We start from the raw sequence: 25,265 nt of genomic DNA, 5'->3' as shown, positions 1-25,265 counted from the left end.
GTCCGGTTGCGGGCGCGCCGGATCGCGCGTCCGGGGCGGTGAGCCGGAACGGGCGGGCCTCGGCGCTCCGCGCTACTGCTCCTTGGGCGTGTCCGATCTGATGAAGGACTGGATGGCGGTGGCCGCCGCTCCGCGCGCCCACTCCTCGAAGGGCAGCGGGCGCGTCCTGACGTCGCAGCGCGCGGCGGCACCGAAGGCGGAGGCGGCGAAGGTGTCCCTGATCCGCTCGGCGAACAGATCGTAGGCGGCGAGCCCTTCGCCGGAGATGATCACTCGTTCGGGTCCGAGCAGATTGACCACGGACGCGATGGCCCGCCCGATGGCCGCGCCCGCGCGTGCGTACACCTCGCGGGCCCCGGGGTCCCCGCGGTGCGCGAGTTCCAGGGCTTCGGCCGCGTCGGCCACGTCGATCCCGGTCTCCGCCCGTACGTCGCGCACGATCGCCGAGTCGGAGGCGATGGCCTCCACACAGCCCCGGTTGCCGCAGTGGCACCGCGGGCCCGCCGGATCGAGCGGGAGATGCCCGATCTCACCGGCGACACCGTGCGCGCCGGACACCACCCGGCCGCCCACGACAAGACCGCAGCCGATACCGGCCCCCACCGTCACCAGCGCGAAGTCGGACAGACCCACGCCCGCGCCGAACCACTGCTCGGCGACGGTGAGCGCGCGGACGTCGTTGTCGACGGTGACCGGCAGACCGACGGTCATGGCGGCGAGGTTGGCGAGCGGGACGTCCCGCCACTCGAGGAACGGCGAGTACCGCACCATGCCCTCCGCGCGGTCCACCTCGCCGGAGACGGCGATTCCCAGGCCCCTGACCGGTACCCCGAACCCTTCGGCATCGGTGAGCAGTTCGAGGACGAGGCCGCTCAGGGTGGCGAGAACGCCCCCGGGCCGCCGGTCGCCGAGCGGGATGTGGCGGGCGACCCTGATGCGGCAGCACAGATCCGTCAGTACGGCGATGATCTCGTCGCCTGTCACCTTGACGCCGATGAACAGCGCGCGATCGCCGTCGACCCGCACCGGGTTGGCGGGCCGGCCGAGCGCCCGCCTGTGCTCCTCGTCGACGTCCTCCAGCAGGTATCCCGTCTCGATCAGAGGCCGGACGGCCTTGGTCACCGCCGCGGGAGACAGGGCGGCCCGGCGTGCGATCTCCGCCCGGGTGAGCGGGCCGTGGGAGAGCACGATGGTGAAGATCTGGGCAGCGGCGGGCGTATGGGCCGGGAACGTCTCGGAGGGCCGGGATGCCTCGGGGAGCGAGGACGAGGGCGGGCGCATGGCCGGAACGTACGGTTCATTCTTTTCTGTTGTCAATAAAATAAGCACGATTGCTGTGAAGTCGCTGTCCCTCCCTCCTCCGCCGGGCTCACGTCAACGTTGCGGAACCTTCCGCACCCGACCGGCGGCGACGAGTTCCCTTACGAGGTCGCGCACCGCCTTGCTCCGGCGGCCGGGCCAGTACGTCACTGTCCAGTAGTCCCGGATCCGTCCGCCCACCTCGTCCGGATGGACGGGCGCGCTCTCGGCCGGGGTGCCGTCGCCGATGGTGAGGTTCTGATTGGCCTCGGCGTAGCAGCGGTACATCTCGTGCTCCACCCGGTCGCCGACGTTCGCCAGGCCCTTGGCAGTCACCTCGTACCCTTCGGTGCGGACGGCGTCCAGCAGTTCCGTGGTCAGGGTCGTCCGGTCGACGTCCGTGAAGACGTGGCCCATGACGTAGGAACCGCCTTCGGAACCCTTGCCGGACGCCGTGGTGAACTCGCGGAGGGCGAAGTTCCGGGTGACGTGGCCGGTCGTCGTGTGGCCCCAGACGGAGCCGGTGCGGCCCTCGGTGACGAGCGCGTCGCGGACCGTCGCCGCGAGGGACGACTTCCCGCCGGACCGCATCGTGCCCTTCACCCAGTCCTCACCTGCATCGGGTTCGCGCCCCGCGTTGCAGGAGTACAGGACGACCGTGACATCGGGTGCGAGCGCCGGAGCGATGGACTTGATGACGGACGCGGCTGTCGAGCTGGAGATCCGGCCGAGACCACACCAGTTGCTCGTGCCGTGGGCGAAGACGGCCAGCGTGCGGACGGTCGCCGCCGTCGCGGCTCCGGGCGGTGCCCCCGCATCGAGTCGCGCCCCCGGACCCGGGTCCGGGTTCGGCCCCGCAGTCGCCTTCCTCACCGCCCTGCCGAGCAGAGTGCCGAGTGCCGTGAGCGTCGCGGCCAGCGGGTGGTCGTCGTCCGACATGGCCTGCCCGAAAACCGTGTTCGCCGCAGTCGCCGCCTTGCCGCCGACGGCCAGCGCCTGCTCCCGGACCGCCCACCGCTGGGCGGCGTTACGGGCCTCTTCGGCCTGGTCGGGCATGGGTGCGTAGAACGCGACGGCGACTCCCGACGGGAAGTCCCTCAACAGCCGCTGCCCGAGCGTGACTTCCGGGTCGGCCACCGGCGCCGGGGCGGGTGCGCCGGCGTCCTGGCACTGGACGGCCCGCGCCGGGGCCGCCGACTGCTGGACCACGTGGGTGAGCTCATGGGCGAGCAGTGCCTGTCCGCCCGGTGTGTCCGGTGCGTACTGGCCGGCGCCGAAGACCACATGGTCGCCGACGGTGTACGCCCGGGCGTGGGCGTCGGCCGCGAGGACGCCCGCCTCTCCGTCGCTGTGCACCCGCACCCGGCCGAAGTCGAAGGCGAACCGCGCGCCCATCGACCGCTGCTGCGCCGGAGCGAGCGGAACTCCGGCCGATCGCGGGGTGAGAGCGTGCGCGTGCCGCCTCTCGGACTCCGGTACCGCGTGGAGCGCGGAAGGGCGGAAGTCCGGGCCGCCCGCGGTGGCAGCCACGTCGGCCTCGTGTTCGGCCCGGTCCAGTGACACCGACCGCACAGTCGCCTCCAAGGGGTCGGGGACCACGACGGTGTGGGGAGTCTGCGACCGCGCACCTGCGGCCGTCAACCTCCGGCCGCCCCCTCAACACGCTTCCACATCACATGAGTTCGGCGTTGACACCGGGGTGACGGACCAGTGACTGGCGCCCACCACCATGCGAGCCACCGTACGGCGGTCCCATGCCGTCGGGTGAAGGAGGCCGAGGGCGCCATGACGACGCAATTCTCCTATCCCGGTGTGTACATCGAGGAGATCGAGAGCCCGGTGCGGCCCATCGCCGGTGCGGAGACATCCGTGACGGCGTTCGTGGGCGCGGCACTGACGGGGCCCTGGACGCCGACGGCCGTGGAGAGCTGGGCCGACTTCGAGGAACGGTTCGGCGGGCTGTGGGCGGACAGCGAACTGAGCTACTCCGTCTACCAGTTCTTCCTGAACGGCGGAAGCAGGGCGATCGTGATCCGTGTCGGTGACGCGGTGGCGTTCGCGGGGGTCGACCTGCAGAACGGGATCAAGCTCAAGGCGAAGGCGCCGGGCGCCGCGGGCAACGGCCTCAAGGCGACCGTGACGCTCGACGCCACGGACGCCAAGCGTTACACGCTGCTCATCTCCGCCGGGGGCACCTCGGAGTCGTACGACGTGACGATCGACCCCGCCCTGCGCAGCCGCTGGCTGGACCAGCAGTTGGCCACCTCGCAGCTCGTGGCGCCGGACACCGAGATCTTCGACAAGCTGCCGGACGCCGTCACGGACAAGGCGTTCGCCGACGGCAAGGACGGCGTCCTCAAACCCGAACACGTGCTGGGCGACGCCACGAAGGTGCCGCGCACGGGTCTCACGGCGCTGGCCGATGTCGAGATCTTCAACCTCCTCGTGATCCCTGCCCAGTTGGCCGAACCGGCGGGCACGGACGATCGCGACACCAAGTGGGCGCCGGTGATCGACGCCGCCGTCCGCCTGTGCGAGGAGCGACGGGCGATGCTGCTGCTGGATCCGCCGTTCGCCTGGGCGGACCCGGCGAAGGCGGTGAGCGGCGCCCGGGCCGGGATGCCGGTCACCGGGCTCGCCGGGCGCAACGCGGCCGTGTTCTTCCCGAGGATCCGGATCTCGAACCCGCTCGGCGGTGACGACCTGGAGGTCGGTCCGGCCGGCACGGTCGCCGGGGTGATCGCCCGCACCGACACCCGACGCGGGGTCTGGAAGGCTCCGGCCGGGACCGACGACGGCGGCCTGCTGGGGGTGCGTTCGCTCGGCTTCCGGCTGACCGACCAGCAGAACGGAGACCTCAACAAGCTGGGCGTGAACTGTCTGCGGACCTTCCCGGTCTACGGGAACGTGGTGTGGGGCTCGCGCACCTGCCGCGGCGGCGACGTCATGAGCGACCCCTGGAAGTACATTCCGGTCCGGCGGGTCGCCCTGCACATCGAGGAGTCGCTGTTCGTCGGCACCAAGTGGGTGGTGTTCGAGCCCAACGACGAGCCCTTGTGGTCCTCGATCCGGCTCAACATCGGCGCGTTCATGAACCGCCTCTTCCGGCAGGGCGCCTTCCAGGGGCGGACCGCGAAGGAGGCGTACTTCGTGCGCTGCGACGCGGGCAACAACCCGCAGGCCGACATCGACCTCGGCATCGTCACGATCGACGTCGGCTTCCAGCCGCTCCCGCCCGCCGAGTTCGTGCACATCCGTATCCAGCAGAAGCGCGACGACGCGACGGTCCAGGGGAGCTGAGATGGCGCAGTTCACGGTCAACGGAACCCGTCTGGACCCGTACAAGAACTTCAAGTTCCGGGTGAAGTGGGACAACCGGTATGTCGCCGGAGTGAGCAAGGTCAGCGCCCTCAAACGCACCACCGAGGTGGTGGAGCACCGCGACGGCGGCAACAACTCCAGTGCCGGCAAGTCGCCGGGCCGCACCAAGTACGAGCCGATCACCCTGGAGCGCGGGGTCACCCATGACCCGGAGTTCGAGCTGTGGGCGAACAAGGTGTGGAACTACGCCAACGCCCAGGCCGCGCCGGACCAGCGGGACCGCGAGGTCTCCCTTGCCGGGTTCCGCAAGGACCTGGTGATCGAGGTCTACAACGAGGCGGGCCAGAAGGTGCTGGCCTATCAGGTGTTCCGCTGCTGGGTGTCGGAGTACCAGGCACTGCCCGACCTGGACGCCAACGCCAACGCGGTCGCCATCCAGCAGCTGAAGCTGGAGAACGAGGGCTGGATACGGGACGTGAGCGTCACGGAGCCCAGCGAGCCCAATTTCTGACGGTACGTCAACATCCTTACCGGGAGAGGCGGGTGGCGGGATGAGTGCGGTGAGCGCCGGCGAGCTGCTTGACGCCTGGGAGGCGGGCTGGGGCCGCGATCCGCTGCGGCGCGGTCTGGCCCTGCTCGGCGCCGCCCGGCGCACCGCACCGGACGCCGTCGCCGACATGCCCGTGGGCCGGCGGGACCGGACCCTGTTCGCCTTGCGCGCGGCGCTGTTCGGCACCGCGGTGGACGCGGTGTCCCGCTGCCCCGAATGCGACACGGAGGTCGAAGTCTCCTTCGACCAGCAGGAGTTGCTTGCCCAGCTGGGACAGGCGCGCCCGGCGGCCGACGACGCGGTGACCGTGCGGGAGGGCGGCCGGGAAGTCCGGGTGCGCATGCCCACGAGCGCGGATCTGGCCGCCGTCCTCGACACCGGCGACCCGGCTCCCGAGGAGGCGCTCGTACGCCGCTGCGCTCCCGCCGGGGAACCGGTGCCGGCCGCCGACACGGTCGCCGAGGCGTGGGCGGCGGCCGATCCGCTGGTCGACGTGCGGCTCGGGGTCCGCTGCCCAGGCTGCGGCCTCGCCTGGGAGGAACCCTTCGACATCGTCGGATACCTGTGGGCGGAGCTGGACGCCTGGGGCCGGCGGACCCTGCTGGAGGTGCACGAGCTGGCGCGTGCGTACGGGTGGACGGAGGCGCAGACCCTGGCGCTGAGCCCGTGGCGTCGGCAGTGCTACCTCGGGCTGGTGGGCACATGACCGGCCCCCTGGCACGCCTCGTCGGCCGCAGCCGCTCCCCCGTGGCCGGCCTGCGCCCGCGCCCCGCCTCCCGCTACGAACGGCGGTCCCCCGCGGCCGGCCCACCGGTCCTCGACGGCGATCTCGAAGGCCACGCCGACGGCGACCTCGACGGCAGCGCGCCCCGTCCGGTCACCGAGCCGCCCCAGGCCGCGGAGCCCGCCGTACCCCGGCCCGACCTCACGGTGCGCGCACCCCGCACCGCCGAGCCCGGCGGCACCGGGCCCGGCGCCGCCGGCCTGCCGAGCCCCGACCGGCCCACCCGCGCCTTGTCCGCCGTACCGGCCCCTCCCGTCGCACGAGAGGGCGCGCCCGTGCGAAGTGACGGGCCGTCGCAGCCACCGGCCCTCCCGGTGCGCGTCGAGGCAACCGTGTCTCCGGCGGCCTCCCGGCAGACCGCACCCGAGCCGGGCCGGGCCGCTCCGGACCCGCGTACGAACCTCGTGCGGGACCCCGCGGACGAGCCCCCGCCGCCCACCCCACAGCTCCCTCGTGACGGTGCCCGGCGCACGCCCGACGTCCTCGGCCGGCCGCTCCTTCACGCGCACGCCCGGCTGCCCGCGCTCACGGCCGACCTGGCGTCGTCCACGGCTTCGGAGGCGGATCCGGTGGTCGTGGTCGAGGTGTCCATCGGGCGGCTGGACGTGCGCACGCCGCCCTCCCCGGCACCTTCTCGGGCGGCGGCACGGCCACCGGCCGTGCGGGCCGACCACGCCAGGGCACTGGAGAACTACCTGCGCCGCCGCGCCGAGGGGGAGCTGGGATGAGCAACTCCCTTGCCGTCGCCGCCGTGACCGCCACCCTGCGGGCACGGCTGTTCACCCGGCTCGGCGGTCCCCGGGTCACTGTCGCCCCGCCCAACAAGGCGCCCGACGCGGCGACCGGCGACCATGTGAACCTGTTCCTGTACCGGGCGGACCTCAACCCGGCCTTCCGCAACGCCGATCCGCCCGGCTGGCAGCCCGGCGAGTCACCGCGACCGGTGCTGCCGCTGGTGCTGCACTATCTGCTCGCCGCGTACAGCGACGACGAGGGCAAGGCGCACGAAATGCTCGGCGCCTCGATGCTGGCGCTGCACGACGCCCCGGTGCTGTCGGCGGACGAGATCCGGGCGGCGACGGCGACGGCCCTGCCGGGCAGTGATCTGCACCTGCAGCCCGAGCGCGTGAAGATCAGTCAGGAGACGCTGAGCCAGGACGACATCGCCAAGATGTGGACGGCGTTCGGGACACCGTTCCGGATGTCGTCCGCGTACCAGGTGACGGCCGTCCTCATCGACAGCGCGTTGCCCGGTGCCGCGCCCCTGCCCGTGCTGCGCCGGGGCACCGACGGCCGAGGGCCGCTCGCCCGGCCCGGCACGGGCTCGCCCGCGCTGCTCGGGATCCGCTACGCCGTGCCGGGGCAGACCGGCGCCCTGCCGGGCGAGCAGGTCACGCTGCTGGTGGAGCATCTGCCGGCCGTCTCCCTGACCGCTCGGCTTGAGCACCTGCGCGTGCCGCAGAGCGTGAGCGTCTCCCTGCCGGCCCCCGCCGCAGGGGATTCCGAGGTGGAGCTCGCACTGCCCGCCACGGGTCTGCCCGCCGGGCCGTGGGCAGTGGACCTGGGACCCCAGGGGGGCGGCTACCCCCGAACCAACGAACTCGTACTGGGCGTCGCACCGGAGGTCGACGCGCTCGCCACCGCACCGGCGGGTGGCACGCCGACGCGCACGAGGGTGACCGTGACGGCCGCTCAGGCGGTGCTCCCCGGACAGCAGGCCACGGTCCTGGTCGGGGCACGGCAACTGACCGTGGGCCTGCTGACCGCAGCCACCACGTCGGTCTCGGTCACCGCGGTCCTGCCGTCCGGGCAGACCCGGGTGCGGCTGCGGGTGGACGGCGTCGACAGCGAGATCGTCGACCGGGCGCGCGGCACGTTCCGGACCGGGCCGACGGTGGAGGTGACGATCCCGTGAGCCTCGGCGTCCCGGCCGACCTCCGCTGGGAGGAGGCCAACAACCGTTACCTTAAAGCCTCGTTGGCCTGGCTGCGGGCCCGGCTTGAGGCGGTGTCCCGGCTCGCGCCGGACGATACGCGCACTCCCCCGCCGGAGGCCGGTACCCGGCGGACCCGGCGGGGACGTCCGCCCGAACTGCCCCCCGCGGCCGCGGACACACGGGCCGCGGACGCCCTGGACCGCCTCGCCGCCGCACGGGAGGAGACCGCCGCCCCCTCGGACCTGGCGCCGCCCGCTCTGGTGCAGCTCGCGGAGCGGTTCGGACTGACCGACTTCGAGCGCGACGTGCTCCTCCTGGTCGTGGCCCCCGCCGTCGACCCGGGGGTCGGCGCCGCGATCGCCGCCGCGCACGCCGACCCGCAGGCCGGCGCTCCGACATTCGCGCTCGCCCTACAACTCTTCGACGACGCCCGCTGGGACGTCCTGTCGCCGCTGCGCCCGCTGCGCCGCTGGCAACTCGTCCAGGTCGCGTCCTCGCCCACCCAGCCGCTGCTCACGGCGCCGCTGGGGCCTGACGACCGGATCGCCAACCTGGTGCGCGGCCTCAACCACCTCGACGAACGGCTCACTTCGGTGCTCGAACCGGTCGCCGACCCGGCCGTCGGGATCACCTCGCCCGCCTCGGTCCGGCACGCCGAGGACGCGGTGGTGACGGCCGTGCTCGCCGACACACCCGACGGCCGGTTCCCCGTCGTGCATCTCGTCGGCGGCGACGCCGACAGCGCCGCGCTCGTAGCGGTCCGGGCGTTCGCGCGGCTGAGGCGCGAGCTGTACCGGCTGCGGGCGGAGCTGCTGGTGCGGGGCGGGCAAGGCCGGCAGGACCCGGACACGGTGGCGCTGCTGTGGCACCGGGAGAGCCTGCTGCTGCCGGTCGCGCTGCTGGTGGACGGCACCGACGCCGACCCGGGCGACCCGGCCCTGGCCACGGCAGTACGGCGCCTGCTGTCCCGCGGTGGCGGGCCCGCCGTGCTGGCGGCGCGTCAGGTGTGGCCGGTGGACGGGCGGGCCACGGCGGTCGTCGACGTCGACGTGCCGCCACCGGACGAGCAGCGCGCGCTGTGGGCGGCGGCCACCGGTCTGGAGCCCGACGGGGCGCCGGCCGAGCTGGCGGGGCAGTTCCGGCTGGGCCTGCCCGCGCTGCACCGGGTGGCCACCGCCCACCGGCCCGGTGCCGGCTCCGCCGAGGAGGCCGGTGTCCGGTTGTGGGCCGCGTGCCGGGATGTCGCCCGGCCCCGCCTGGAGTCGCTGGCGCAGCGCGTCGTGCCCCGCGCGTGCTGGGCGGACCTGGTGCTTCCGGAGCGGCAGATGGACGTACTGCGGAGGATGGCCGGCCAGGTGCGGGACGGCGCCACCGTGTTCGGGGACTGGGGCTTCGGCGGGCGGACGAACCGGGGGCAGGGCGTGACCGCGCTGTTCTCCGGTCCGAGCGGCACCGGCAAGACGTTCGCGTCCGAGGTGCTCGCCCATGAACTCGGCCTGGATCTCTACCGCGTCGACCTGTCCGCCGTGGTGAACAAGTACATCGGGGAGACCGAGAAGAATCTGCGCCAGGTGTTCGACGCCGCCGAGTCCGGGGGCTCGCTGCTGCTGTTCGACGAGGCCGACGCGCTGTTCGGGCGGCGCAGCGAGGTCCAGGACAGTCACGACCGGTACGCCAACATCGAGGTCAGCTATCTCCTTCAGCGCATGGAGGCCTACCGGGGGGTCGCCGTGCTGGCCACCAACCTGCGGGCGGCGCTGGATCCGGCGTTCCTGCGGCGGCTGCGGTTCGTCGTGGAGTTCCCGGTGCCCGGCGAGGAGGAGCGGCGCGCGCTGTGGGCGGCGGCCTTCCCGGACTCCGTGCCGCTCGCCGACGACCTCGACCTCGGGCGGCTGGCCGGCCTTCCGACGACCGGCGCGGCCATCCAGGCGATCGCGCTCGGTGCCGCCTTCCTGGCCGCGTCCTCCGGGCGACCCGTCGACACCGCGATGCTCCTCTCGGCCGCCGACGCGGAGTTCCGGAAGCTGGACCTGCCCCTGCCGGTGCTCACCGGGGAGGCGTCATGACGGTGCGGCGGATCGCGGTGCGCATCGACCGCGTGGTGCTCGACGCGGGCGTGGCCGAGGGCCGTTCGGTGGCCGAGATCGCCGAGGTGCTGGGCTCGGCACTGCGGGAGGGGCTCGTGGTACGGCAGGGTGTCGTGGCACCGGCCGTCACCCGCACGTCCTTCGAACGGCTGCGGGTGACGAGCGGGGGCGGCGGGCTCGACGCCGTCGCACAGGCTGCGTCGGAGGCCGTCGGGCGCGCGGTGGCGGATGCGGCGGGGTCCGGGCCCACGATCGCCGCCGGTTCCGCCCGCGGCACGGCGCGGGGCGGTGACCCGCGATGACCTCGTCCTTCCCGCCCGGTACCCCGGTCGTCCCCCGCGGAGCGATCGTGCTCCTCGACCCAGCCACCGGAGCCGTCCTCCGCGTGATCGCCCTGCAGTACAACCCGGACACCCTCACCCGCACCCTCCAGCCGCAGGGCGTCGGCGCGGAGGCCGGGGAGCGCAGTGAGGCGCTGCGGCTCAAGGGGCCCGCGCACGAGACGGTGAAGGTCGACGTCGAGCTGAACGCCACCGACCAGTTGGAGGACCCCTCCGCCACGGACGCGGACGCCGTGGCACGGCACGGCCTGCTGCCGGTACTGGCCGCGCTGGACCTGCTGGTCAACCCGACAGCGCGGGCGCTGCTCGACCAGGACGCCGCGGCCCGCTCGGGGGCGTTCGAGATCGCGCCGGTGGAAGCGCCGCTGACGGTGTTCGTGTGGAGCCGTGACCGTGTGGTGCCGGTGCGGATCACGGAGTTCACGGTCACGGAGGAGGCGTTCGACTCCCGGCTGCACCCGATCCGGGCCAAGGTCTCCCTCGGCCTGCGCATCCTCACCGTCGACGACCTGGGCTTCGGCCACCGCGGCGGCGCCCTGTTCCTCGCCCACCAGCGGCGCCGCGAGCAGCTCGCGGCCCTGCACCGCTCGGCCGGCCCGGCCACGGCGGTCCTCGGCACGCCACCGGGAGGCGGCTGATGTTCACCCCCGCGAGCCGCTACCACGGCGTCGAGGTCGCCCGGTACGAACCGCCGGACGGCGGCGACCCGATTCCGTACGTCCGCCGCAGACTGCTGCCCGACCCGGCCGCCCTCGCACCGGCCGGGTTCCACACGGTGGCTGAGGGCGACCGGCTGGACCGGATCGCCGCCGCCGCGTTCGGGGACCCGGAGCTGTTCTGGCGGATCGCTGACGCCAACCCCGTACTGGATCCTGCCGAGTTGACGGACCGCTCCGGCCGCCGTCTGCTGATCGCCCTGTCCGCCGCGGCCACCGGGAGCACCCGTGCCTTCTGAGATGCTGCTGGCTCTGCGGCTCGGCCCGGTGCTCGCCGAGCCAGTGCCGCGCGAGGTCGCCGACGCCCTGCTGTCGGTCCAGGTCACCGAGGGGCTCGGCCGGTCCGGCGGCTTCCAGCTGGAGTTCGCGACCGCCAAACGCTCCCTGCTGTTCGCCGAGTTGCTGCCGCAGGGCGCCCTGGACCCACCCGCCCGGGCACAGATCGTGCTCACCGTGCGCGGGCGGTCGACCGTGCTGATGGACGGCGTCGTCACCCGCCACGAGCTCGCCCCGTCCGCCGAGCCGGGCCAGGCGAAACTGACCCTCACCGGCGAGGACGTCTCCCGGATGATGGACGTGATCGACCTCAGCGGCGTCAAGTACCCCGGCCTGCCCCCGGAGGGGCGGGTCGCGGTGATCGTCGCCAAGTACACGACGTACGGGCTGGTCCCGGCGATCGCGCCGAGCGTGTTCATGGTGGCGCCCAACCCGCTCCAGGAGGTGCCCAGTCACCAGGGCACCGACCTCGCCTACGTCAGACAGCTGGCCGCGCAGGCCGGATACCAGTTCTTCGTGGCGCCCGGGCCCCTGCCGGGCGTGAACATCGCCCACTGGGAACCGCCGAACAAGCTGGGGCTGCCGCAGGAGCCGCTGCTGGTGAACTGCGACGCGGCGAGCAACGTCGAGAGTCTGTCGTTCTCCTTCGACGGTTTCTCCGCCACCCAGTACGTCGTGCTGATCCAGAACCCGGAGACCGGGTTACCGGTACCGGTGCCCGTTCCGGACGTCACCCCGCTCTCTCCGCCCATGGGCCGGCGCAGGCCGCTGCCGCTCAAGGTGGAACCGATCCGCGGGCCGGCCAAGCTGACCCCGCCGCAGGCCGCGGGGGTGGCCCTGGCCCGGGCCGCGGACAGCTTCGAGGTGATCTCCGGGCAGGGCAGCCTCGACGTGCTGCGCTACGGACAGCCGCTGCGTGCCCGGCGGCCGGTGCCGGTGCACGGCGCGGGCCGGGCGTACGACGGGACGTACTACGTCAAGAGCGTCACGCACTCCATCAGACGCGGCGCCTACACCCAGCAGTTCACCCTGACCCGCAACGCCTTCGGGCCACTGTGAGCCGGACGGCAGAGGACACGGCGCGAGGAGACGAGACGTCATGACGAACATTCACGACATCGGCCACGTGGAGTCGCCGGGCTTCTTCAGCCCCGCGCAGCGCGAGGACGCCGAGCCGCCGGGCGTGCGGCGCTTCTACGGCAAATACCGGGGCTCGGTGGTCGACAACGTCGATCCACTGGGCAGGGGCCGGCTGCTGGTGAGCGTGCCGGACGTGTTCGGGCTGTTCCCGACGAGCTGGGCGATGCCGTGCGTACCGCTCGCCGGGCTGCGGTCCGGGATGTTCGTCGTGCCGCCCCAACGGGCCGGCGTGTGGGTGGAGTTCGAGGGCGGCAACCCCGACCACCCGATCTGGACGGGCTTCTTCTGGGGCAGCCGCGCCGAGGCCCCGGCCACGGCCGGCACGCTCGTCCCCGGCTCCCCGGTGTTCGTCGTGGAGAGTGCGGGCAGGAGCAAGGTCGCCGTCAGCGACTCGCCCGTCGCTCCCATGAAGGGCGGCGGGGTGCTGCTTCAGTCGCCGTCCGCGTCGATCACCGTGGACAGCGCGGGCGTGACCATCACCGCGGCGAACATCAACCTGGTCGGCCTGGTGAACATCAACAACGGCGCGCTCGTCGTGAAGACGGCGTGAGGAGGCCGCCATGCCGGGATTCGCCCTCACCACGGCCGCCGCGCTGACCTGCGCGCATCAGGGGCAGGTCACGCTGACGCCCGGTCAGCAGCAGGTACTGGCCGGGGGTGCGCCGGTGGTGACGACGGCCGACGTGAACGTGGTCGCCCCCTCCTGTGTCCTGTCGTCCGCACAGCCTCCCAGCCCCTGTGTGAAGGTCGACTTCGGCCCGGCAGCGTCGACCCACGTCCTCGTGCGGGGCCGCCCGCTCGTGGTGCAGCCCGCCGGACCGGGCACGGGCCTGGGGCAGTCCGCCGCCCAGGCACCGCAGGGGCCGCCCGTGGTGTCGACGGTCCAGCAGCGGGTGGTGGCCACATGAGCGCGCACCCGGACGTGACGAGGACGCACCTCGACTTCCCCTTCCACGTCGACACGCGCGGCCGGTCGGCCGGCACGAGCGACGAGGACCATGTCCGCGACCTGATCGAGCAGTTGCTGTTCACCGTGCCGGGCGAGCGTGTGAACCGGCCGGACTTCGGCTCCGGAGCGCTCCAGCTGGTGTTCGCGCCGGGCGGCCAGGAGCTGGCCGCAGCGGTGGAGTACTCCCTCCAGGCCTCGCTGCAGCGCTGGTTGAGCGAGGTGATCCAGGTCGAGCGGGTCGAGGTGGAGTCCGAGGAGGCGGAGCTGCGGATCACCGTCGGCTATGTGCTGCTCGCGACGGGCGAACCGGGCACGGCCGTGGTGGAACGGGGGACGGGAACGTGACGGGTACACCCGATGTGCACCCCTGTCTGCCCGGTGAGCGGGCGGACCGGGCCCGCGAGAACGGGTTCGGCGCGGTGGTCGCCGTGGACGTCGACGCGCCCGCCCGCACCCTGCGCGTGCTGCTGCTCGGCCAGGCACCCGATCCGCTGCCGGGCGCCGGATGCGTGCGCGTCGAGGGACCGGGGCGCGCGGTGCGTGTCGTGAGCGTACGGGTAGAGGGCTCGCCGCCACCGACCCGGCGGGCCACACTGCTCGTCACCGTGGACCGGCTCGGCGACCGCTCGCCGTACACGCTCCGTCTGGTCGACCCGGACCGGCCGGGCGCTCCGTTCCCCGGCTTCGATCCCCGGCACAGCCGCGCGGAGTTCACCTTCACGGCGGACTGCGCCGAGGAGGCCGACTGCGCTCCCGAGGCCGACCGCCCGGCCCCGGCGGGACCCGTGCCCGCCCTGGACCACCTGGCCAAGGACTACGCGAGCTTCCGCCGGCTGATCCTCGACCGGCTCTCCCTCGTCTCGCCCGCCTGGGCCGACCGGGAGGTCCCGGACCTCGGCGTCACCCTCGTCGAGCTCCTCGCCCATGTCGGCGACCGGCTCTCCTACCGGCAGGACGCGGTCGCCACCGAGGCGTACCTGCACACCGCGCGCCTGCGCACCTCGGTCCGCCGTCATCTGCGACTGGTCGACCACCGCCTGCACGAGGGCTGCAACGCCCGTACCTGGGTACATCTGGCGGCCGAGGAGCCGGCGGTGCTGCGCGCCGACACGTACTGGTTCGCCACCGCGCTGCCCGACGCCGGCCCACTCGTCTCCGCGGCCCGACTGCGCGGCAGCACAGCACACTTCGAGCGGTACGAGCCCGTGGTCGCCGCCGATCTGGTGCTGCGCCCCGCTCACAACGGGATCCGGTTGTGGACCTGGGACGGCGAGGAGTGCTGCCTGCCCGCCGGGACGACGTCCGCGACCCTGGTCGACCCGGGCACCGGCAGCAAGCGCGCGCTGGAGCTGGCGCCCGGTGACGTGCTCGTCCTGGAGGAGGTACGCGGTCCGGTCACCGGCGTCCCCGGCGACGCCGATCCGCGCCACCGGCAGGCGGTGCGGCTGACGGAGACGGAGGAGATCACGGACCCGGTGCACGGGCAGCGGCTCCTGCGCGTGGCCTGGGCCGAGGAGGACGCGTTGGCCTTCCCGCTCGTTCTGGCCACCGTGGGCGGCGAGGGGTGCTGTCTGTTCGAGGACGTCGGCGTGGCCCACGGCAACATCGTGCTGGTCGACCACGGCAGCAGCGGCACACCTCCCCTCCGCCTCACCGCGCCCGCCACGGCCACGCGCCCGGCGGGCTGCGACGGCCCGGGCCGGCCCCGGCAGCCGGCCGAAGTGCCCCTGCGGTGGCTGCCCCGCCTGGACGCCGGTCCGCTCACCCGGCGCTCGCCCCACCCCGATCCGGCGCGCACGGCGACCGCGCAGGTACGGGCGCTGGAGGCCATCCCCGCACGGGCGGCGGAGGCGGTCGCGGACCTGTACCGGCGGGCGGGTGATCCGCTCACCGATGCCGACCTCGCCCTGGCCCGCACGCTGTGGGGTGCGCGCGCGGTGGCCGACGCCGGGCTGGAGACGGCACGCGACGCCGCACGGCGGAGGGCGGCGCTCGCACTGCTGCGGTCCCGCTCCGCCGCCCTGCTGGCCCGCCGCACCGCACGCCTTGCGCGGCTCGCCGCGCGCGCCCGCTCCGGCACCCCGCTCGACACCGACACCGCCGCCGAGGTCGCCGCGAGCTGGGGTGCCGCCCTGGCCGCCGGGCTCGACCCGGACGACCCGCGGGCCGCCGGGCCCGCCTCGGCCGCCCTCACCCAGGATCCGCGGGCCGCGCTCCCCCAGCTGACACTGACATCGGCCGCCGAGCACTGGGAAGTGCGGGCCGACCTGCTCGACAGCGGTGGCGACGACCCGCACGTCGTGGTCGAGGACGAGGACGACGGCACGGCCCGACTGCGTTTCGGCGACGGGCGGCTGGGGCGGGCGGTGACCGGCGGGCAGGCCTTCTCGGCGGCCGTGCGCGTCGGCAACGGCCCTGCGGGCAACGCCGGTTCGGACACGGTGGTGCATGTGGTGGTCTGCGCGCCGACCGACGCGCGCATCACCGCCGTACGCAATCCACTGCCCGCCACGGGCGGCATCGCGCCCGAACTCGTCGCCGACGCACGGCTGTTCGGCCCCACGCAGTACCGGCACCGGCTGGAGCGGGCGGTCACCGCCGACGACTACAGCGCGCTGGCGGGCGAGGTGGCCGGAGTGCAGCGGGCGGCCACCGACCTCGCGTGGAACGGGAGTTGGTACGAGGCCGACGTGGCGGTCGACGCGCTGGGCCGCGCCGATGCCCCGGCGGCGCTGCTGGAGGCCGTGCGCGACCGGCTCGAACGCGGCCGACGGATCGGTCACGATCTGCGGGTGGACGCGCCACGCACGGTCGCGGTGGACGTGGGGCTGCGGCTGTGCCTCGCGCCGGACGCGCGGCGGGCCGCCGTGGAGCGGGCGGTGCGCGCCCGGCTCGGCAACGGCATCGGGGGCCTGTTCCACCCCGACCGGCTGACCTTCGACAGCGATCTCCACGCGGGGCGGCTGGTCGCCGAGGCGATGGCGGTGCCGGGTGTGGTGGCGGCGTCGGTGGAGCGGCTGGGCCGTGCCGAGACGGCCGTACCGCTCGTGCCGGACGGCGGGGTGCTGGCCTTCGGGCCGTTGGAGATCCCGGCGGGCGGGGCGGATCCCGCGGGGCCCGGCGCCGGGGTGTTGCGGATCGATCTGGCAGGAGGACGGTGAACGCCCATGTGCGCCACGGGTGAGGGCAGGTGCCACTGCACGGCCGGGGCCACGACCCCACTGCCGACGGACAACCCGCCCGGCGCGGCGAGGCTGCGCGCCCGGGCCGGCACCCACGCCGCGTTCCTCGCGGCGATGACCCGGGCCCTGGCCGACTCCGCGCACCCCGAACTGGCCGGGCTCAGCACCCGGGACCCCGCCGACCCCGCGCTGGCCCTGCTGGACGCGTGGGCCTGCGTCGGCGACGTCCTCACCTTCTATCAGGAGCGCATCGCCGACGAGGGCTACCTCGGGACCGCCACCGAACGCCGGTCGCTGGTCGAGCTGGGCCGCCTCGTCGGGTACCGGCCGAGGCCGGGCCTGGCGGCGGACGGGTGGCTCGCCTACACCCTGGACCCCGACCCGGCCGACATGGAGGTCACGGTCCCCGCCGGGTCCCAGGTGCAGAGCGTGCCGGATCCGGGGGCGCAGCCCGTGGTGTTCGAGACGGCGGAGGAGCTGGTGGCGCGGCCCTCGTGGGGGGCGCTTCGGGTGCGGACGCGGCGGCCGATGCCGATGACACGGGAGTGCGCGCTGGGGCTGCGGGTCGTGTACGTGGAGGGGGTGAGCACCGGGGTCGCGCCGAACGACCGGCTGCTGTTCCACTTCGACGACCGCAGACAGCCGACGTTGCGGATCGTGGAGTCCGTCCACGCCGACGCCGTGGCGGGCACGACCGCCGTCGGTCTGGTGCGGATCTCCGACAAGTTCGAGACGGAGTGCCGGGCGAGCGTCGGGAGGACGGGGAGCCCCGCGTTCGTACGGCTCGACGTGCTGCGGGTCAGGGCCGCGCCGTTCGGCACCACCGCCCCGATGAAGCTCAAGTCCACCGGCAACACGGGAGCCACCGCCACAGCGGTCCCGGAGTTCGAGGAATGGCCGTTGGACCCCGCCCTCTACAGAGTGGGGCCGAGTGCCGAGGAGGAGCGGCGTCGGCTCTGGCTGGACGGGGACCATCCGCGGATCCTGCCGGGCAGCTGGATCGTCATCGAGTCGGCGGACGGCTGGGGCACGCCGTTCCGGGCCACCGGTGTCCGCAGCCGCGGCCTCGCGCGATACGGCATCACGGGCAAGGTCACCGTCCTCGATCTGCCGACACCGTGGTACGAAAACCCGGTTGAGGTTGAGGTTCCGCTGCTGAGTCTGCACCGGGACCTCACCGTCCACGCCCAGGCCGAGCCCCTCACCCTCGCCGACGGCCCCTTCACCGACGGGCTCAAGGGATCCGCCGTCGACCTGGACCGGGTGATCACCGCCCCGCCCCCGTCCCGCGCCGTCCTGATCAGCGGCACCCCCGTCGACGCCACCGAACCCACCGGCGAGATCGCCCACGTCCTGGCCGCCCGCACGGTCACCGACCCCAACCGGCCGGGCGCCACCCCGTACACCGTCCTCGAACTGGCCGCCGGGCTGCGCCACACCTACCGCCGCGACACGGTCACCGTGTGGGGCAACGTCGTACCCGGCACACACGGCGAGACCAAGGAGGAGCCGGCGCTCGGCAGCGGCGACGCGTCCCGGCCGAACCAGAGCTTCACTCTGGCCGCGCGCCCGCTCACCCACGTGGCGGCGCCCGACTCCGACGGCGGACAGGCCGAACTCACCGTCCGGGTCGGCGGGTCGGCGTGGTCCGAGACGGACGAGATCGCCCGCGCCGCCCCCGCCGAGCACGCGTACGAGCTGCGTACGGACGACACCGGCACCGCCACCGTCGTCTTCGGGGACGGCCTCCGGGGGGCCCGGCTGCCCACCGGCACGGCCGACATCGCGGCCCGCTACCGGGTCGGTCTCGGGCGCGCGGGCAATCTGCGGTCCGGGCAGCTGAGCCAGTTGCGCGCCAAGCCCCTCGGGATCAACGCCGTCGTCAATCCGCTGCCCACCGGCGGCGGCACCGACGCCGACACCGACGCGGCGCTGCGCGGCCGGGCACCGCTGCCGACGCTGGCGATGGACCGCCTGGTCGGCCTGCGCGACTACGCCGACTTCACGCTGGCCCGGGCCGGCATCGGCCGCGCGGTGGCCGCCCGGCTGACCGTCAACGGCCGCGAACTCGTACACGTCACCGTGGCCGGTGTCGACGACGCCGAACTCGACCCGGACGCGGCCGTCGTCACCTCCCTGCTCACCGCGTTCCGCCGCTACGGCGACCCGGGAGTGCCGACCGCCGTCGCGCCCCGCACCCGGTGGAACCTCGTCCTCCAGGCCCGCATCGGCATCGCCCCCGACCGCTCCGCCACCCTGCTGGAGCCGCGCGTCCGGGCCGAGTTCGAGCGCGTCTTCTCGTTCGGCGCACGGGAGTTGGGCCAGAGCGCGTACGTGGCGGAGGCCGTGGCCGCCCTTCAGGGGGTGCCGGGGGTGGTCTTCGTGGACGTACGACGCTTCGGCGCGACCCTGGGGAGGACACCGGCCGACGCGGCCGAGGTCACGGGGGTCGCGCAGCGCGTCCTGGCGAGCCCGGCCCGCGTCGAGGCCGGAGCGGCGCCGCCGACGGAGATCGTCCGTCCCGCGGATCTCGTCGTCGCCGCACCGGGCCTCGCGAGCTTCGTCGTACTGAACCTGGAGGTGGCCCGATGAGCAGCCCGCCCCCCGACCGTCTCTACGACCTGCTGCCCGCGGTCCACCGCGGCCGCGACGAGGAACAGGGCTTCCCGCTGCGGGCGTTGCTGCGGATCGTCGAGGAACAGGTCCGGGTGATCGAGGACGACCTGGACACCTGGTACGCCAACTGGTTCGTGGAGACGTGCGAGGACTGGGTGGTGCCGTACATCGGCGCCCTGGTCGGCATCCGCCCGCCGCCGCCCGGCAGTTCATCCGGCGCGGTCCGTGCGCTGTCGCCGCGCCGGGACGTGGCGGACGCTGTCGCGAACCGGCGCCGCAAGGGCGGTGCGGCGGCGCTGGAAGCCGTCGCCCTGGACAGTTCCGGCTGGCCCGCCCGGGCCGTCGAGCTGTACCGGCACCTGGTCCGCGCCCAGCACCTGCGACACGTACGGCCCGACCGCCCCGCCACCTTCGCCGTGCGCGACCCGCTGGCCTGCGCCCGGCTCGGCGGCCCCTTCGACGACGCGCCGCACCTCGTCGACGTACGGCGGCCGAACAGCGCGCAGACCCGCGGGCTGCACGGCATCCCGGGTCTGGCCCTGTTCGTCTGGCGGCTGCGGGCCTTCCCGGTGACCCGGGCGCCGGCGTTCTGCGTCGACCAGCGCTACAGCCGCTACCTCGTCAACGTCCTCGGTATCGACACCCGGTTGTTCGCCCCGGCACCGCAAGGCCCGGCGCCCGCACGGGTGTCGGGCCCCGGCGACGTGCCCCATCCGCTGGGACGGGAGGAGTTCGAGGCCGCCGTCACCGAGTACTACGGCCCCGGCAGAAGCCTTCAGATCTGGCGGGACGCCCCCGACAACCCCGTACCGGCGGAACAGATCGTCGTCGCCGACCTCACCGGCTGGCGCTACCGGCCGCGCCCCGGGCAGGTCGTGGTCGATCCGGTGCTAGGCCGGATCGCCTTCCCGGCGGACGAGGCCCCGGAGGACGGGGTGTGGGTGAGCTGGCACTACGGTTTCGCCGACGCGATGGGCGGTGGCGCGTACCGGCGCCCGGTCTCCCCGGTCGGCGAGCGCAGGCTGTACGCCGTCGGCGGCGAGGACGGTCTGGGCTCCGTCACGGCCGCGCTGCGGCAGTGGAGGGCGGACAGGACGGCGGACCCGTCCCTGCACGACGCGCTGATCGAGATCCGCGACTCGGCCGACTACACGGAGGCATTGCGGATCGACCTGGACGAGGAGGACCGGCTGGAGATACGCGCCGCACGTGGTGAACGCCCGGTCGTCCGCCTGCTCAACCAGAAGGCCAACCGCTTCGACGCGCTCACCGTACGGGCGACCGCGAAGAAACCCCCGCCCGGCACGGCCGCCGACTGCCCGCCACCGGCCGCCCGCCGCCCGCGACTGGTCCTGGACGGCCTCGTGGTCACCGGCCGCAGCCTGGACGTGGTCGGCCAGATCGGCGAAGTGGTCGTCCGCCACTGCACGTTCGTCCCCGGCTGGGAACTGGAGCACGACTGCCGCCCCCGCTGGGGCACCGAGCCGTCCGTCGAACTACGCCGCACCACGGCCCGGCTGCGCGTGGAGCACTCGATCGTCGGCACGATCGTGGTGGACCAGGACGAGACGAAGGGCGACCCGCTGACCGTCGAGATCCTGGACTCGGTCGTCGACGCCACATCCCACGACCTCCCCGCCGTGACGGCCCCCGAGGACCGCTTCGCCCACGCCGAACTGACCATGCGCCGCTGCACGGTCCTGGGCGGCATCCGTGCCCACGCCCTCGCCCTCGGCGAGAACAGCATCGTCACGGGCTGCCTGCACACCCTCCGCCGCGACACGGGCTGCCTTCGCTACTCGTACGCCCCGGTCGCGCACCCTGGCCCACCCCGCTACCGCTGCGTGCCGACCCCCGAGTCCGTCCGTCCGCACTTCACCAGCACCCGTTACGGCCACCCCGGCTACTGCCAACTGCACCCCGCCTGCGACCCGTCGGTCTCCGCGGGCGCCGAGGACGGCGCCGAGATGGGCGCCTTCCACGACCTGTACCAGCCCCAACGCCTGAGCAACCTCGTCGGCCACCTCGCCGAGTACGTGCCGCTCGGCGTCGAGGCAGCCGTCATCACCGCCACCTAGGGGGACGCCGTGCACGGTGACTTCTCGAACATCACCTTCTCGCCCGACCGCAACTACTCGACCGTGTTCGACCTTCAGGGACGCGTGGGCCTGGACGCCAACCGCAACGAACAGACGGCGATCCTGCTGCACTACCTGCGGACAGCGATGGCAGACCTGGTCGGCCCCCACGCCGGACCCGCCGCCAACCTGGGCTTCGAGATCTCCGACATAGGCACTGGCGGATTCTCCATCGGGTCGGGCCGCTACTACGTGGACGGCATCCTCGTCGAGAACCCCGGCAAGGTGACCTACGTCGAGCAGCCGCACGCGTACATCGACGCCGACGGCGCCGACAAACTGCCCTCGGGCAGTTACGTCGTCTACCTCAAGGTCTGGGAACGCCACGTCACCGAGGTCGAGGACCCGTCACTCCACGAACCCGCGCTCGGCCTGCACCAGCCCGACTCGGCGAGCCGCGCCCAGGTGGTCTGGCAGGTCCGGGCACTGCCGCTCAAGAGCCGTCAGAACCCCGTGCACCGGATCGCCGCCGAGCACGCGCCGGACCGGGGCACGGGCGTCCTCGACGTCCGCACCTCCCGCGACGACAGCACGTCGGACGACCCCTGCACGGCGTCGCCCGACGTGTCGTACACCGGCGAGAACCAGCTCTACCGGGTGGAGATCCGGCACGGCGGCACGGCGGCCGACGGCGCGTCATTCGTCTGGTCCCGGGACAACGGCTCGGTGATCCACCCCGTCCGCCCTCTCGGCGGCACCAAGATGCGGCTGACGTCACCGGCCCGGGACCGGCACACCGCTCTGGAGCCCGGCCACTGGGTCGAGGTGGTCGACGACGCGATCTCGCTCCGCCGCGACCTCGGCCTGCCCGCCGAGGCACCCCCGCTCCACCGGATCGACGACATCGACCCCGACACCCTGACCGTCATCCTCGCCACCACCCCCGACCCACCCCTCTCCCCCGACCGCTACCCCTACCTCCGCCGCTGGGACCACACACCCCCCGCCGACAGGACCGACGGCGCGATCCCGGTCGTGGAAGGCCCCTGGATCCCTCTGGAACACGGCATCGAGATCCGCTTCCACCCGTCCACGGCCAAGGAGCCGGCCCACGAGTACCGCTCCGGCGACCACTGGACCTTCGCCGCCCGCCGGACCCTCGGGACGGTCATCTGGCCGCATCCGGGCGGGAGTGCGCCGCACGGGGGGCGGTATCACCTGGCGCCGCTGGCGGTGGTGGCGGGGAGCAAGGTGAGTCCTCTGCGGACGTCGTTCGCGATGCCGTTGACGTCAGGTGTCTGAGGCCTGCGGCCAGTGGCCAGTGGCCAGTGGGCCGGCGTACCGGATGTCACCAGCGCAGGATCGGTGCGTTCGGCGCCATGACCGGCCCGTCACCACGCCGCCGTGCCGACTCGATGTCGCGAACGATGTTCTGCTCGTGGAGGGGGTCTCCGACGAGGTCCAGATTCCATTCGGCGATGGTGCCTACCACCTTTCCGAGCACCTCGGGCGCCAAGGAGCGCTGTTCGTAAACGAGCTGTTCCACCTCGGCGACGGCTTGAGGTATGTGTCCGATGGCCGTGAGGGTGGCCGCGTCGATGCTCTGCTGGTCGGGCAGCAGGGACTCGACCTCGCCCGGATCGGCGGGCCTGCCCTCACGGGCGGCCCTGAGCTGGTCACGCGACAGGAACACGGCGAGCGCCGCGAGTCTGCTGGTCTCGGGGGAGTCCTTGAGGTGCCCGTCGCCATAGGCGCGCCAGCGCATGCCGCGGGCGTTGGTGACGATGAACCCCTCCCGGTTCAGGCGGTCATGGATGTTCTTGAGGACGGGTCCGGCCAGTTTGCCCGCCGCGTCGATCAAGCCCAGGTGCAGCTGCATGCCGCCTCGGCGGGCGCGGATCGGATGCGTCCGCAGGTGGAGGGCGATCGCGGCCAGCACCTGCCTGCTGTCGATCACATGGCCCGCGGCGAACGCGTCGGTCAGATAGTGACCCGCTGCGGTGTCGAGGAACAACGCGGATTGATGGTCCGCCTCCGCGCCGTTCCGCCCCGCGGCCCGGGCCTTGGCCATCGCCTGCTGGTGCAAGGTGCGCCACATGGCACGGTTGAGACCGGCGAAGTGGGTGTCGTTGCGCGCCGCAAGTTCTAGATACCGTCCGCCGGTGGCGGTGTTGAAGCGCTTGTCGGCGTTCCCGGCCTTCCCCTGCCGCTCGTCGGCCATGATGCCGAGCAGTTCACTGATCTCCTTCTCAGGAGCCTTGGCAAGATCAGCGGGGCGTTCGTAGAAGTCCCCTTGCAGCGAGATGATCTGACCAGCCGTCAGCCCCCGCCCGTTCGGTCGGCCGGTGGCCGGATCCACCCGGCGGACGAGCGCTCCCGCGGCGACCGGATCGGCCTTGATCCTGGCGAGGAGTTCGTCCGGGTCGAGGCCGGACCGGACGGCCCAAGCCCGTCCGTCCGGGGTACCGAGATAGGCGGTCAGAGCCCCCAGATCACGGTCTCCGAGGTCCTGGTGTTCGGGTCCCCCGAAGCACCGCACCGCGGGACCGGTCGCCCCTTGGCCGTTCTGCCGTGCGTGGGCGAGTTCGTGGGCCAGGACACGACTGCCCACGGGGCTGTTCCAGTCGAGGGCGTCGGGGTCGAGTCCGATGTCGGAGCCGACCGTGAAGGCGGGGGTGCCCAAGGCTCGGGCGAGGCCGGCCGAGACGGTGTCGCTGTGGAGCCGGACGTCGGACAGGCCCCGGCCGGACATGACGGCGGGACCGGGCGACGGGCCGATGCCCACGGTGTGCCAGGTACGAGCGGCGGTGCGCTCCGCCTCGCGTTCGCCCGCGGCCTTGTCGCCTCCACCGCTCCCCCCGGTACGCGTCGACCGAGCGAAGATCATGTGTCACCTCGGCTCTCGTACGCCTCCAACCACTCGTCCACGACGTCCAGGACCGCCTGTCTGCCGACGACCAGGACCGGCTTGGCTGTTTGGGAACGGATGTCGTCGGAGCGCAGGATGCGGGCGCGCAGTGCCGGGGCGTCCCGGGTGGGTTCCAGCCACGCCGTGATGAGGAGGAGAGCGCCGGGGGTGTCCGGAACATGTTCCATGCTGGTCCGCTCGTCGAGGGAAGGGAGCCTCGCTGCACACGGGCAGGGTGGCCCAACGGCGTCATTCACGCGTCAACCGCATCAACCGGGCCTGCGTGGCAGTGGGGAACATGGCGACGAAGCGGGCGGACGGCTCGACGCCCAACTCGACGTCCAGGAGGTCCCGGAAGACCAGATAGTGCCGGACCGCCTCCAGCACGTTGTGCTCAGCCAGATGAACGGCGACAACGGCACGGTGCGCGCTCTCGCGCAGCGGCTCGACGCGCACGCTCTCCAGGGCCGCTTCCAGGGCCAGCGCATGGTGCCCCTCCGCAAGAAGCCGGTGGGCAAGCGCGTCCAAGGCATGGAGACGGAGCTGGCGCAGGCGTTCGCGTTCGAAGAGGACCCAGTCCTCGTCCCAGCCGGGCAGGAGGTCTCCGGCGAAGAACAGCTCCGGGGACGGTGCGAGCGCCAGCGGTGACGCATCGACCACGTGCAGGGCCGAGTCCATCAGAGTCCGGGCGTCCACCGTGACCGACTCGGCCAGCGAGAGGGCGTCGCCCGCGCTGCACACCAGCGGCTCCCTCCCCCGGTGCAACCGCCACAGCGCCGTCCGCAAGCTCCCGTGCGCCCGTTCCTCCGGCACGTCCGGCCACAGCGTCCCCGCGACCACCGTGCGGGTGCCGTGGTGGCGCAGGCCGAGGTAGGCGAGGAGGCGTTGGGCCGCGGTACCGACGTCGAGCACGGTGGGGCCGCAGGTCAGGGTGAAACGGCCCAGCAGGCACAGTCTGGGCGCGAACGTGTCGGCAGTGCTCATGGCGCCTCCCCCGACGCATCCCACGAGTCCGATCGATGCAACTGCACGAGAGGGTTCCGGCGCATCGGGGAACTCCCCATGTTCGTAAGGTTTTTCAC

Annotated in this window: 22 protein-coding genes; 17 read left to right on the top strand and 5 right to left on the bottom strand. The window is 73.3% G+C overall.

The window, feature by feature from the left end:
- Positions 1-72: 72 nt before the first annotated feature.
- Positions 73-1,281, bottom strand: coding sequence for an ROK family transcriptional regulator (locus OG595_RS38545; RefSeq protein WP_329280407.1), 1,209 nt, complete (start codon positions 1,279-1,281; stop codon positions 73-75).
- A 93-nt stretch (positions 1,282-1,374) separates the two neighbouring features.
- Positions 1,375-2,862, bottom strand: a complete 1,488-nt coding sequence (locus OG595_RS38540) for an eCIS core domain-containing protein (protein ID WP_329280405.1) — start codon at positions 2,860-2,862, stop codon at positions 1,375-1,377.
- A 222-nt stretch (positions 2,863-3,084) separates the two neighbouring features.
- Here OG595_RS38540 and OG595_RS38535 point away from each other — a divergent pair, with 222 nt between their 5' ends.
- Genes OG595_RS38535 through OG595_RS38455 form a run of 17 tightly spaced genes read left to right on the top strand, consistent with a single transcriptional unit; the run spans position 3,085 to position 22,577 of the window.
- Positions 3,085-4,599 (top strand): phage tail sheath family protein, encoded by a 1,515-nt coding sequence (locus OG595_RS38535; protein WP_329280403.1) that lies wholly within the window; start codon positions 3,085-3,087, stop codon positions 4,597-4,599.
- Between the two features lies 1 nt (position 4,600).
- Complete coding sequence (locus tag OG595_RS38530; protein ID WP_329280401.1) at positions 4,601-5,131, top strand: phage tail protein; 531 nt, start codon at positions 4,601-4,603, stop codon at positions 5,129-5,131.
- Positions 5,132-5,171: 40 nt separating this feature from the next.
- Complete coding sequence (locus tag OG595_RS38525; protein ID WP_329280399.1) at positions 5,172-5,876, top strand: hypothetical protein; 705 nt, start codon at positions 5,172-5,174, stop codon at positions 5,874-5,876.
- Entirely contained in the window at positions 5,873-6,682 is an 810-nt protein-coding gene (locus OG595_RS38520; protein ID WP_329280397.1) for a hypothetical protein, read from the top strand. The genes OG595_RS38525 and OG595_RS38520 overlap by 4 nt, the downstream gene beginning before the upstream one ends.
- Entirely contained in the window at positions 6,679-7,869 is a 1,191-nt protein-coding gene (locus OG595_RS38515) for a DUF4255 domain-containing protein (protein ID WP_329280395.1), read from the top strand. The genes OG595_RS38520 and OG595_RS38515 overlap by 4 nt, the downstream gene beginning before the upstream one ends.
- Entirely contained in the window at positions 7,866-9,956 is a 2,091-nt protein-coding gene (locus tag OG595_RS38510; RefSeq protein WP_329280393.1) for an ATP-binding protein, read from the top strand. The genes OG595_RS38515 and OG595_RS38510 overlap by 4 nt, the downstream gene beginning before the upstream one ends.
- Positions 9,953-10,279 (top strand): hypothetical protein, encoded by a 327-nt coding sequence (locus tag OG595_RS38505; RefSeq protein WP_329280391.1) that lies wholly within the window; start codon positions 9,953-9,955, stop codon positions 10,277-10,279. The genes OG595_RS38510 and OG595_RS38505 overlap by 4 nt, the downstream gene beginning before the upstream one ends.
- Positions 10,276-10,956: a hypothetical protein gene (locus OG595_RS38500; RefSeq protein ID WP_329280389.1), complete on the top strand. Its 681-nt coding sequence runs from the start codon at positions 10,276-10,278 to the stop codon at positions 10,954-10,956. The genes OG595_RS38505 and OG595_RS38500 overlap by 4 nt, the downstream gene beginning before the upstream one ends.
- Positions 10,956-11,273 carry a LysM domain-containing protein gene (locus OG595_RS38495; RefSeq protein ID WP_329280388.1) on the top strand — a complete coding sequence of 106 codons (318 nt, stop codon included), beginning with the start codon at positions 10,956-10,958 and terminating at the stop codon, positions 11,271-11,273. Before OG595_RS38500 ends, OG595_RS38495 begins: the two co-directional genes overlap by 1 nt.
- Positions 11,263-12,369, top strand: coding sequence for a hypothetical protein (locus OG595_RS38490; protein WP_329280386.1), 1,107 nt, complete (start codon positions 11,263-11,265; stop codon positions 12,367-12,369). The genes OG595_RS38495 and OG595_RS38490 overlap by 11 nt, the downstream gene beginning before the upstream one ends.
- Before the next feature lie 40 nt (positions 12,370-12,409).
- Positions 12,410-13,000: a phage baseplate assembly protein V gene (locus OG595_RS38485; RefSeq protein ID WP_329280384.1), complete on the top strand. Its 591-nt coding sequence runs from the start codon at positions 12,410-12,412 to the stop codon at positions 12,998-13,000.
- 10 nt (positions 13,001-13,010) lie between these two features.
- Positions 13,011-13,358 (top strand): hypothetical protein, encoded by a 348-nt coding sequence (locus tag OG595_RS38480; protein WP_329280381.1) that lies wholly within the window; start codon positions 13,011-13,013, stop codon positions 13,356-13,358.
- The gene (locus OG595_RS38475) at positions 13,355-13,744 is read left to right on the top strand and encodes a GPW/gp25 family protein (protein ID WP_329280378.1); all 390 of its coding nucleotides are present in this window, start codon (positions 13,355-13,357) and stop codon (positions 13,742-13,744) included. Before OG595_RS38480 ends, OG595_RS38475 begins: the two co-directional genes overlap by 4 nt.
- Positions 13,741-16,560: a putative baseplate assembly protein gene (locus tag OG595_RS38470; RefSeq protein ID WP_329280375.1), complete on the top strand. Its 2,820-nt coding sequence runs from the start codon at positions 13,741-13,743 to the stop codon at positions 16,558-16,560. The genes OG595_RS38475 and OG595_RS38470 overlap by 4 nt, the downstream gene beginning before the upstream one ends.
- Positions 16,561-16,566: 6 nt before the next feature.
- Positions 16,567-19,173: a putative baseplate assembly protein gene (locus OG595_RS38465; RefSeq protein ID WP_329280373.1), complete on the top strand. Its 2,607-nt coding sequence runs from the start codon at positions 16,567-16,569 to the stop codon at positions 19,171-19,173.
- Positions 19,170-21,275, top strand: coding sequence for a hypothetical protein (locus tag OG595_RS38460; RefSeq protein WP_329280371.1), 2,106 nt, complete (start codon positions 19,170-19,172; stop codon positions 21,273-21,275). The genes OG595_RS38465 and OG595_RS38460 overlap by 4 nt, the downstream gene beginning before the upstream one ends.
- 9 nt (positions 21,276-21,284) lie before the next feature.
- Positions 21,285-22,577, top strand: coding sequence for a DUF6519 domain-containing protein (locus OG595_RS38455; RefSeq protein ID WP_329280368.1), 1,293 nt, complete (start codon positions 21,285-21,287; stop codon positions 22,575-22,577).
- A 46-nt stretch (positions 22,578-22,623) separates the two neighbouring features.
- Here the strand turns inward: OG595_RS38455 and OG595_RS38450 are convergent, their stop codons facing one another.
- The 3 genes from OG595_RS38450 to OG595_RS38440 all read right to left on the bottom strand — a co-directional run bounded on the left by OG595_RS38450 (position 22,624) and on the right by OG595_RS38440 (position 25,167).
- Positions 22,624-24,162: an eCIS core domain-containing protein gene (locus OG595_RS38450; protein ID WP_329280366.1), complete on the bottom strand. Its 1,539-nt coding sequence runs from the start codon at positions 24,160-24,162 to the stop codon at positions 22,624-22,626.
- Positions 24,159-24,371 (bottom strand): hypothetical protein, encoded by a 213-nt coding sequence (locus OG595_RS38445; protein WP_329280364.1) that lies wholly within the window; start codon positions 24,369-24,371, stop codon positions 24,159-24,161. Before OG595_RS38445 ends, OG595_RS38450 begins: the two co-directional genes overlap by 4 nt.
- A gap of 61 nt (positions 24,372-24,432) precedes the next feature.
- Positions 24,433-25,167, bottom strand: coding sequence for an AfsR/SARP family transcriptional regulator (locus tag OG595_RS38440; protein ID WP_329280362.1), 735 nt, complete (start codon positions 25,165-25,167; stop codon positions 24,433-24,435).
- Positions 25,168-25,265: the final 98 nt, after the last annotated feature.

This window comes from Streptomyces sp. NBC_01451 (assembly GCF_036227485.1).
Taxonomy (GTDB): domain Bacteria; phylum Actinomycetota; class Actinomycetes; order Streptomycetales; family Streptomycetaceae; genus Streptomyces.
This window is presented reverse-complemented; position numbering and strand designations above follow the sequence as displayed.

What these genes read in the sequence shown, in the direction of transcription:
- OG595_RS38515 (WP_329280395.1), top strand. Translation starts at nt 6,679, where the DNA reads ATGAGCAACTCCCTTGCCGTCGCCGCCGTGACCGCCACCCTGCGGGCA.
- OG595_RS38525 (WP_329280399.1), top strand. Translation starts at nt 5,172, where the DNA reads ATGAGTGCGGTGAGCGCCGGCGAGCTGCTTGACGCCTGGGAGGCGGGC.
- OG595_RS38535 (WP_329280403.1), top strand. Translation starts at nt 3,085, where the DNA reads ATGACGACGCAATTCTCCTATCCCGGTGTGTACATCGAGGAGATCGAG.
- OG595_RS38480 (WP_329280381.1), top strand. Translation starts at nt 13,011, where the DNA reads ATGCCGGGATTCGCCCTCACCACGGCCGCCGCGCTGACCTGCGCGCAT.
- OG595_RS38460 (WP_329280371.1), top strand. Translation starts at nt 19,170, where the DNA reads ATGAGCAGCCCGCCCCCCGACCGTCTCTACGACCTGCTGCCCGCGGTC.
- OG595_RS38530 (WP_329280401.1), top strand. Translation starts at nt 4,601, where the DNA reads ATGGCGCAGTTCACGGTCAACGGAACCCGTCTGGACCCGTACAAGAAC.
- OG595_RS38445 (WP_329280364.1), bottom strand. Translation starts at nt 24,371, where the DNA reads ATGGAACATGTTCCGGACACCCCCGGCGCTCTCCTCCTCATCACGGCG.
- OG595_RS38485 (WP_329280384.1), top strand. Translation starts at nt 12,410, where the DNA reads ATGACGAACATTCACGACATCGGCCACGTGGAGTCGCCGGGCTTCTTC.
- OG595_RS38505 (WP_329280391.1), top strand. Translation starts at nt 9,953, where the DNA reads ATGACGGTGCGGCGGATCGCGGTGCGCATCGACCGCGTGGTGCTCGAC.
- OG595_RS38465 (WP_329280373.1), top strand. Translation starts at nt 16,567, where the DNA reads ATGTGCGCCACGGGTGAGGGCAGGTGCCACTGCACGGCCGGGGCCACG.
- OG595_RS38450 (WP_329280366.1), bottom strand. Translation starts at nt 24,162, where the DNA reads ATGATCTTCGCTCGGTCGACGCGTACCGGGGGGAGCGGTGGAGGCGAC.
- OG595_RS38495 (WP_329280388.1), top strand. Translation starts at nt 10,956, where the DNA reads ATGTTCACCCCCGCGAGCCGCTACCACGGCGTCGAGGTCGCCCGGTAC.
- OG595_RS38500 (WP_329280389.1), top strand. Translation starts at nt 10,276, where the DNA reads ATGACCTCGTCCTTCCCGCCCGGTACCCCGGTCGTCCCCCGCGGAGCG.
- OG595_RS38440 (WP_329280362.1), bottom strand. Translation starts at nt 25,167, where the DNA reads ATGAGCACTGCCGACACGTTCGCGCCCAGACTGTGCCTGCTGGGCCGT.
- OG595_RS38475 (WP_329280378.1), top strand. Translation starts at nt 13,355, where the DNA reads ATGAGCGCGCACCCGGACGTGACGAGGACGCACCTCGACTTCCCCTTC.
- OG595_RS38520 (WP_329280397.1), top strand. Translation starts at nt 5,873, where the DNA reads ATGACCGGCCCCCTGGCACGCCTCGTCGGCCGCAGCCGCTCCCCCGTG.
- OG595_RS38545 (WP_329280407.1), bottom strand. Translation starts at nt 1,281, where the DNA reads ATGCGCCCGCCCTCGTCCTCGCTCCCCGAGGCATCCCGGCCCTCCGAG.